The sequence below is a fragment of the Flavobacterium sp. genome, from assembly GCF_035760125.1.
Lineage (GTDB): Bacteria > Bacteroidota > Bacteroidia > Flavobacteriales > Flavobacteriaceae > Flavobacterium.
On the sequence record NZ_DASTTN010000125.1, the window covers coordinates 1 to 8,086 of the forward strand.

The window sequence follows — 8,086 nt, forward strand, 5'->3', positions numbered from 1 at the left end:
AACAGATCCAAGAATGCAGTTTGTACTAGTTCAATATTTGCAGGATGTGTTGAGCACGTTCGCCAAGAAATTGATTCTTTTGTTGAATATAAAAGATATTGAGACCGAATTCATTCATAAGTTAAATCGCCTTTTTCAAGAACACAGAGGTGATAATACGGTGTCTTTTGAAATTATGGAGTTGGAAAAAATAAAACGAATCGTTGAGGCAACTCCTGAGTTTTCAGAAAATGATGAGGAGTCTTTTGTCGATGAAAATGAAGAAACAACAGAAGTAGTTGAGACAAAGCAAGTAACCGAGGTAGAAGAAATAAAAGTAGTAACCAAATTATCAATGCCTAGTAGAAAGCTGAAAGTTCAAATTTCGAATGAACTGTTGTTTGAATTAGAGAAAATGCAGATTAATTTTAAATTAAATTGATTTTTAAAAGTTAAATTTTCAGACATTTTTCATGTTTTTTAGTTAAAATTATGCACGCATAGTAAAAAAACATCTCAAGTATTAAAAATACTGTTAATTACGTGTTGAGGTACTTAAAGTGATTTTAAAGAATAGTTAAAATTATTTTAAGTTTGCGCAAATTAATTAACAAAAAATCATGAAAAAGAGTTTATTATTATTCGGATTATTGGTCTCTACAATGACTATGGTAGGACAAACTACAAGTACTGCAGACAGTAAGCCAGAAACTTGGTATTTTAAATTAGGAGGTTCTTATTTTATCCAAACGGCTGCAACAGAATTCCCAACTGTTTCTGGTGCATTGCCAAACACAGATGTCTATGCTGCAAACGGAACTACTTTGGCTTCTAGAGAAACAAATCATGGTTCTTTTGGTGAAGGATTCCGCACAGGTTTAAATGTAGGATATCGTTTTTCACCACGTTTAGGTGTTGAGATGGGATTTAATTATTTCACTGGAAATGATAAAACTATGGTTAAAACTGTTAATAGATTGGTGGCTGCTGGTCCAACTTTTGTAACAGGTACCGCTGAAGGACATATTACTGCTTTTGATTTGGCTCCTGCAGTTGTTTTGTTTTTGGGTGAAACTCATGGATTTGAGCCTTACACTAAAGTAGGTGTTATTGTTCCTGTAGTTGGAGATTTAACAATCGAAACAAAAAGAACATATACGAATCCACTTGGAACTACAAATACTTATACAAAAGACGTAGTATTACCAAATCCAACAGTTGGATTTATGGCTGCTTTGGGAACATCTTACAAATTAGGAAAAAATATTTCTCTTTTTGCTGAATTAGAATACCGTAACTTTACTGTTCATGGAAAAACTAAAGAAACAAAAGAGTATACTGAAAATGGTGTAGATAAATTAAACACTCCAACAGCTTTCCGTGCTGATGCGTCATATTCTGCAAGCCATGTGGATTATGTTGAGCAAATCAACAGTACTTCTAACAGTAAAGTAACTAATGCTGCTGGTTTTGACAGTACTAAAGCTACTGAAGACATTAGTTCATATGTTGGAATTAGTGGATTGGGTATGACTTTTGGATTGAAATACAGTCTATAATCAAATACAATTGAAATAGAATGAAGACCTTCTGAAAAGAGGGTCTTTTTTTTAGGGCTAATGTTTTTGTAGACCCGAATGTTCTAGCCCAGATGGGAACGGCATCCTTTTCCTTTTTTCTTTAAAAAGGAAAAGATACAGTGGACAGCGGGAAATAGCTTCTAATCAATTGGAAATAACTATTAGCAATACATTTATAATGAAAACTAATTTGGGAATGGCGTTTGGTTGGTTTTTAATTTCTAAATTTGTACCCTAGTTAAAAAGAAATAAGTATTTAAACATAAAAAAAATAGTATGGCATTAGCAATAACAGATGCTACTTTTGAAGAAGTAGTTTTGAAATCGACACAACCTGTAATGGTAGATTTTTGGGCAGCATGGTGTGGACCTTGTAGAATGGTTGGACCAATCATTGACGAACTTAGCAACGAATACGAAGGTAAAGTAGTTGTAGGTAAAGTTGATGTAGATGCAAACCAAGAATTTGCTGCAAAATACGGTGTTAGAAACATTCCAACAGTATTAGTTTTCCATAATGGAGAAGTAGTTGGAAAACAAGTAGGAGTGGCTCCAAAACAAACGTATGCAGATAGCTTAGACGCATTGTTGTAATCGGAAACGGTTATAATTTATATAAAAAGGTTTGGCGAAAGTCAAGCCTTTTTTTGTTTATTAAACTGTCTAAAGTTTTTTATACATTTGAAATATGAAGATTGAATCGCAAATAGAAAAAATATCCAGTTTTCAACATTTGGAATTGTTAGCCAATCAAGTGGTGGAAGGCTTTATTTCGGGAATGCACAAAAGCCCGTTTCATGGATTTTCGGCTGAGTTTGCCGAACATAAAGTGTATAATACTGGAGAGAGCACTAAACATATTGATTGGAAGTTATTTGCCAAAACGGATCGGTTATACACCAAATGTTTTGAGGAAGAAACTAATTTGAGATGCCATATTATTATTGACAATTCCTCGTCGATGCATTATCCTAAATTGAAAGACAATCAGCAGTTTTATGAGAGTAAAATAGGTTTCTCGGTATTGGCTTCGGCAGTTTTGATGAACTTGTTGAAAAAACAGCGCGATGCAGTGGGATTGAGCGTGTTTTCTGATAGTTACGAGTATTATGCTCCAGAAAAAGGGAGCGACCGTCATCATAGGATGATTTTGAACAAGCTCGAGGAACTTTTGGATAGCTCAAAAGAGAAGAAACAAACAGATACTATTACCTATTTGCACCAGATAGCGGAGAAAATTCATCGCCGTTCGATGATCATATTGTTTACCGATATGTTCCAGTCCGAAAATGAAGAAGCGCTTTTTAATGCTTTGCAACATTTGAAACACGATAAGCACAAAGTGGTTTTATTTCATGTGGTGGACAACGAAACGGAGCTTAAATTTGATTTTGACAATGCTCCAAGGAAGTTTATTGATGTGGAAACGGGAGATGAGGTAGTCATTTTTGCTGATAATGTGAAGTCAGCATACGAAAAACAGGTGGGTGATTACTTCAAAAAGTTGGCTTTGACCTGCGCTCAAAACAAAATAAAGTACATTCCTGTGGGGGTTGGAGAAAGTTTTGAAAAAATTTTGACAGCCTACCTAATTGAAAAACAAAAGTTTGGGTAAAGTAGTTGAAATTTTTTTTAAATTCTCTAATAAAAGGCTTGTGTAAATGAAAATCTATTGTATCTTTGCCACCGCAATAAAGCAGAGGTTTGGTAGTTCAGTTGGTTAGAATACATGCCTGTCACGCATGGGGTCGCGGGTTCGAGTCCCGTCCAGACCGCAATATTGGGAAAAGCCTTTCGTAACAGAAAGGCTTTTTTGCCCAAATACGGTATCTAAAGCTAGTTGTGTTGTTTCTCGTCCTATATGACGAGACCGGTTTGTAGTTAGACCAATGAAAAGCTTTCCACTTTGTGGATGGCTTTTTTGATTTTTAGGAAATTATTGATTCTAAATGGTTTACATTTTTTTTGACACAAGTGTTATGAAATAGTTGCGTAAACGAAAATCTATTGTATCTTTGCACTCGCAATAAAACAAGGTTTGGTAGTTCAGTTGGTTAGAATACATGCCTGTCACGCATGGGGTCGCGGGTTCGAGTCCCGTCCAGACCGCAACATATTGTTTGAAGCCTTTCTTAACGGAAAGGCTTTTTTTATTGGTAAAATTCAGGATTTAAAACAAAGCGGCGCTATTCTGCCACACAATCCAAAGAAACAATCCCAGATACATCATACACACCACAAACTTCATAAAAGAGGAAGCTAGGAAGCCCAGTAGTGATCCCGTAGCGGCTTTCAAAGCGCGTTGATGGTCTTGGTAGTCATAAATCAGTTCGCCAACAAAAGCACCAACAAACGGCCCGATAATAAAGCCCAGCGGAATTGGTGCAAAAATCCCAACAATCAACCCGATATTGGTTCCCCAAATGCCGTACTTACTACCGCCAAATTTTTTGGTTCCCTTGGCAGGAATGACGTAATCCAAAACGGTTAGTATAATAGTAATCAATAACGAAATTCCTAGAATCCAATAATTGGCAGTAACGGCCTTGGTAAAATACAATAATACAATTCCAACCCAACTGATGCTTGGTCCAGGCAAAACAGGCAGAAAGCTCCCAAAAATACCCGCAACTACACAAACAAAACCCAAAATTAAAAGCAGTAAATCCATAAAAATATTTTTAGTAATTTTGATGCCGAAAATGCAACACTCATTTCATTCACGAATATGAGAAAAATAATTGTATTTTTATAACATATAAGTCCCATTCAAATAACAAACATTGAAGCAGTATTCCCTTTTTTTAGCCTTTATCCTTTTTAATTCCTGTCAATATTTTGACAAGCAGGTTCCTTCCGAAAAGGAATTGTTGCAAAAGGAATTGAAGTCCATCAATTGGAAAGAGGTAGACGAATACCCATCGGTTGTGGATTGCGATAAAATTGAAGACAAAAAACAACGCCAACAATGCTTTTTTGAGGTGCTAACCCAGTTAATACAGGAGAAACTGTGCAACGACACACTGGCAATGCTTTATCCAGAATTGGATACTATCGAGGTAAAAGTGACTGTTTTTCCTAATGCAACCATGAAATTCGAACCGCAGTTCCCAAAAGATTCGGTGGCTTATGATACCGTAAAAATTGACAGTATTCTCAAAGCCCGTTTGGTGGACTTTCCTAAAATTAATCCAGCAATCAAGAGAGGATTACCTGTAAAAACCCAGTTTATTCTTCCCGTAATTCTAAAAGTGGAGTAGATTTAAGATTTCAGAAGGCAGATTTCAGAATTTAGATTTTGCAGTAAATATTCAAGAGGAGCTATTTCCAGCTATTCGTTACAATCTTTATGTTTTTAAAGAAAAAACATAAAGGATTTTCACTTCTATCTGGGCTAAGGCATTTCGTTTTCATAACCAGATTTCATAATTTGAATTGTTTTTTCTTATTTGAATAAATATAAGAATGGACAATATTAGAATTGGTTTTTTCTAAATTGTCATCTCTGATGACAATTTAGTGTTGACTGCAATCTGCAATCTAAAATCTCCTTCCTTTCCATTCGTATTTTCCAAACAGGCAATACAAAACCACAGCAGTACTGAAAAACGGATACCACAAACTGCTTAAAAGTAAGTAGCGGATTTTATGTTTTGTTAAGAACTTGTTTGTTTGTTGTATTAGTACAGTGTCAATCCCAAATTTGATCAGGAAATACAGCCCAACGAAAAAATAAGGAAGCATACCCAAAAAGGTCAGCACAAAACAATATACCCAACCAAAATTCATCATAAAGACAAGTAATCCCAACCTTTTCCCAAAAATACTTTGATAGGAAGTCGTCTTGGAAGCCCAGCGAACCCGTTGGTAAAACAACGATTTCCAATCATTCACTGGTTTTGTGGTTACAATGGTATTCTTAGATTTTAAATAGGCTACTTTGTCTGGGAATTGGGACAACGCTTTTTGCAACAGAAAAACATCATCACCACTAGCAATTGTAGAGTTGCCTTCGAAACCTTTTAGCTTTTGAAAAAACGATTTGGTGTAGGCGAAATTGGCGCCGTTGCACATAAACCCCTTTTTAATTCCAAAACTTCCTATAGTTGCGCCCTGCAAACTGGCCAAATCCAATTGTTGAAAATGATGCAAAAAGGAATTATTGCAATCATAAGTAACGGCTCCTGCAATCATCGAAATATGATGAAGCTGAATGAAATTATCCAATGCCAACAGCCAATTTTTGTGAACAACGCAATCGGCGTCGGTGGTGATTACCCAATCGGTTTTTACGATTTGCATCGCTGTTGTAATCGCATCTTTCTTAGGAGAATTTGAAACCCGAATATTGTTTATAGAAGTAACTTGGAATTTGGAATTTATAATTTGGAATTTTTCCTCAGATTCATCATCAACCAAAATCACTTCAAACAAATCCGTCGGATAATTCAATTTGGAAAAACTTTCCAATAAAACCGGTAAATTTTCAGCTTCATTTCTGAAAGGAACAATAATGCTAAAGCTAGTTTTTGGAGGTAAGCCAAGGTATTCAAATTTATTTATTTTGGTAAAACCATAAATAAGCCAACTTATAGTCAGCACATAAACGATCGCGATACCTAATAAAAACAAAATCATATCGCCATTTTGGGTTTGAAATTCAATACATAATAACTTCCAATAATCACAGGTAACACGACATTCAGGAACCACATTAGCGTTGTAACAAAAACAACTACCCATTCATTTACACCTAATACTCCAAAGAAATATACTGCTACGCTTCCTTTTACGGCAAAATCCAAAAATTGAAAAGTGGGTAAAGATGAAGCCAGAAAGTAAACGCTCGAAATGGCCGATATTAAAATTAAATAAGGCAAATCGACATCAAATGCCAAAAACAAAAAATAGTATTGATGGGAGAATGCTAAATATCGTAAAATGGCAAAAAGCATATTTTTTTGATGAATAGTTTTTGGAATTTCGTTAGTTTTATGAATAAGCTTTTCTATGGAATAACCTTTGATTGTTATTTTTTTGGCTGAAAATAAGACAGCAAATAGGATTAGCAGAAAGCCAAATAAAATAGTTACAGTTTTAGTAGTAATCACGCTATATTGCGCATTGAAATACAATAATCCAAAAATACCAAAAACAACAGTTAGTATCATTTGGATTCCGTTGCAAATCAGATTTAGGAATACGACTTTCTTGGCTTCTTTTTTGTCAAAGTACAATGCTTTTCCGGCATATTCGCCCACGCCGTTTGGAGTAAATAGTCCCGCAGTAAGCCCTGCCAAAACTTGTTTGGTTGCTTCAGCCAAAGAAATAGGATGGAGATAAGAAACCAAATATTTCCATTTTATAATTTCAAACAAGCGGTTCAATACACTCAAAAGCAGAATAAAACCAATTCCTAAAACCGACTGATTTTTATGAAACAGCACTAAGAATTTTTGCCAGTCCAGTTTGTCGTTGTTGGCCAATTGATTGTAAATAAAATAAAAGGCACCGCCTACAATCAAAAGTTTGACTAGAAGTACGAGGAATTGCTTAGTTTTGTGTGGTAATGAAATCATACCGCAAAGTAAAGGAAAAACTATTACACAAAGTCACCCAAAAACTGGCAGAATTTCATAAATATTTTAAATTATAACTAATAGGTAACGAGATGAAGAATAACAAAACTTGGCACGATATACACATAGAAACATTAGGCTTTGGTAGTCGTTTGGCTGATTCGGTGGCTAAAGGAATGGGTTCTTGGAATTTCATTATTATTCAAAGTGTTTTTGTAATAGTATGGATGGGATTGAACCTGATTGGTTATATGTATCATTGGGATGTGTATCCTTTTATATTATTGAATCTTGTTTTTTCAACGCAAGCCGCTTATGCCGCACCTATTATTATGATGTCCCAAAACAGGCAAAGTGAAAGAGATAGGATCCAGGCGCAATCGGATTACCAGACCAATGTTGATGCAAAGTTGGAAATAGAAGCTCTAGCAATCCGATTGGATAAAATTGAAGTAGAAAAATTAGATAAAATAATTGCGATGCTGGAAGAGATGAGAAGTAATTCTAATAAGTAAGTCCAAACAGCATTGTAAATACCACAATTTAAAAAGAAACCTTGACAAAAGAACGCATCATATTAGGAATAGATCCTGGAACCACTATTATGGGTTTCGGATTGATAAAAATCGTCAATAAGAAAATGGAATTTTTGCAACTTAACGAACTGCAATTGTCCAAATACGACAACCATTACCAAAAATTAAAAATCATCTTTGAACGTACTATAGAATTAATTGAAACGCATCATCCAGACGAAATTGCTATTGAAGCTCCCTTTTTTGGCAAGAACGTGCAATCGATGCTGAAGCTAGGTCGTGCACAAGGTGTGGCAATGGCAGCAGGACTTTCCAGAGATATTCCAATTACCGAATACGAACCCAAAAAAATAAAAATGGCCATCACCGGAAATGGAAATGCCAGCAAAGAGCAAGTAGCCAAAATGCTCCA

Annotated in this window: 10 protein-coding genes and 2 tRNA genes; 9 read left to right on the forward strand and 3 right to left on the reverse strand. The window is 35.3% G+C overall.

Annotation, left to right across the window (positions count from 1 at the left end):
- The 6 genes from VFS71_RS05030 to VFS71_RS05055 all read left to right on the forward strand — a co-directional run.
- Nucleotides 1–421, forward strand: a 421-nt coding sequence (locus VFS71_RS05030; RefSeq protein WP_326399750.1) for a hypothetical protein, incomplete at its 5' end; no start/stop codon positions are given.
- Between the two features lie 178 nt (nt 422–599).
- Entirely contained in the window at nt 600–1,538 is a 939-nt protein-coding gene (locus VFS71_RS05035; RefSeq protein WP_326399752.1) for an outer membrane beta-barrel protein, read from the forward strand.
- 297 nt (nt 1,539–1,835) lie between these two features.
- Entirely contained in the window at nt 1,836–2,153 is a 318-nt protein-coding gene (gene trxA / locus VFS71_RS05040; RefSeq protein WP_077377586.1) for a thioredoxin, read from the forward strand.
- A gap of 94 nt (nt 2,154–2,247) precedes the next feature.
- Nucleotides 2,248–3,174: a DUF58 domain-containing protein gene (locus VFS71_RS05045; protein WP_326399753.1), complete on the forward strand. Its 927-nt coding sequence runs from the start codon at nt 2,248–2,250 to the stop codon at nt 3,172–3,174.
- Nucleotides 3,175–3,260: 86 nt separating this feature from the next.
- Nucleotides 3,261–3,334, forward strand: a tRNA-Asp gene (locus VFS71_RS05050).
- Nucleotides 3,335–3,594: 260 nt separating this feature from the next.
- Nucleotides 3,595–3,668: transfer RNA gene (locus VFS71_RS05055), tRNA-Asp, on the forward strand.
- 61 nt (nt 3,669–3,729) lie between these two features.
- Here VFS71_RS05055 and VFS71_RS05060 read toward each other — a convergent pair.
- Nucleotides 3,730–4,230, reverse strand: coding sequence for a DUF456 domain-containing protein (locus tag VFS71_RS05060; protein ID WP_326399754.1), 501 nt, complete (start codon nt 4,228–4,230; stop codon nt 3,730–3,732).
- A 112-nt stretch (nt 4,231–4,342) separates the two neighbouring features.
- Between VFS71_RS05060 and VFS71_RS05065 the strand changes: the two genes are divergently transcribed.
- Nucleotides 4,343–4,819, forward strand: coding sequence for a hypothetical protein (locus tag VFS71_RS05065; RefSeq protein ID WP_326399755.1), 477 nt, complete (start codon nt 4,343–4,345; stop codon nt 4,817–4,819).
- Between the two features lie 280 nt (nt 4,820–5,099).
- Here VFS71_RS05065 and VFS71_RS05070 read toward each other — a convergent pair whose 3' ends face one another.
- Both VFS71_RS05070 and VFS71_RS05075 read right to left on the reverse strand, forming a co-directional pair.
- Complete coding sequence (locus tag VFS71_RS05070; protein ID WP_326399756.1) at nt 5,100–6,197, reverse strand: glycosyltransferase family 2 protein; 1,098 nt, start codon at nt 6,195–6,197, stop codon at nt 5,100–5,102.
- On the reverse strand, nt 6,194–7,138 hold the full coding sequence (locus tag VFS71_RS05075; RefSeq protein ID WP_326399757.1) for a hypothetical protein: 945 nt from the start codon (nt 7,136–7,138) through the stop codon (nt 6,194–6,196). The genes VFS71_RS05070 and VFS71_RS05075 overlap by 4 nt, the downstream gene beginning before the upstream one ends.
- A gap of 92 nt (nt 7,139–7,230) precedes the next feature.
- Here VFS71_RS05075 and VFS71_RS05080 point away from each other — a divergent pair, with 92 nt between their 5' ends.
- The gene (locus tag VFS71_RS05080) at nt 7,231–7,653 is read left to right on the forward strand and encodes a DUF1003 domain-containing protein (RefSeq protein ID WP_326399758.1); all 423 of its coding nucleotides are present in this window, start codon (nt 7,231–7,233) and stop codon (nt 7,651–7,653) included.
- 41 nt (nt 7,654–7,694) lie between these two features.
- Nucleotides 7,695–8,086: crossover junction endodeoxyribonuclease RuvC (gene ruvC, locus VFS71_RS05085; protein WP_326399760.1), on the forward strand; the 392-nt coding region annotated here is incomplete at its 3' end.

Coding starts and splice junctions, on each gene's coding strand:
- VFS71_RS05060 (WP_326399754.1), bottom strand. CDS start 4,230: ATGGATTTACTGCTTTTAATTTTGGGTTTTGTTTGTGTAGTTGCGGGT.
- VFS71_RS05075 (WP_326399757.1), bottom strand. CDS start 7,138: ATGATTTCATTACCACACAAAACTAAGCAATTCCTCGTACTTCTAGTC.
- VFS71_RS05035 (WP_326399752.1), top strand. CDS start 600: ATGAAAAAGAGTTTATTATTATTCGGATTATTGGTCTCTACAATGACT.
- VFS71_RS05080 (WP_326399758.1), top strand. CDS start 7,231: ATGAAGAATAACAAAACTTGGCACGATATACACATAGAAACATTAGGC.
- VFS71_RS05045 (WP_326399753.1), top strand. CDS start 2,248: ATGAAGATTGAATCGCAAATAGAAAAAATATCCAGTTTTCAACATTTG.
- trxA (WP_077377586.1), top strand. CDS start 1,836: ATGGCATTAGCAATAACAGATGCTACTTTTGAAGAAGTAGTTTTGAAA.
- VFS71_RS05070 (WP_326399756.1), bottom strand. CDS start 6,197: ATGATTTTGTTTTTATTAGGTATCGCGATCGTTTATGTGCTGACTATA.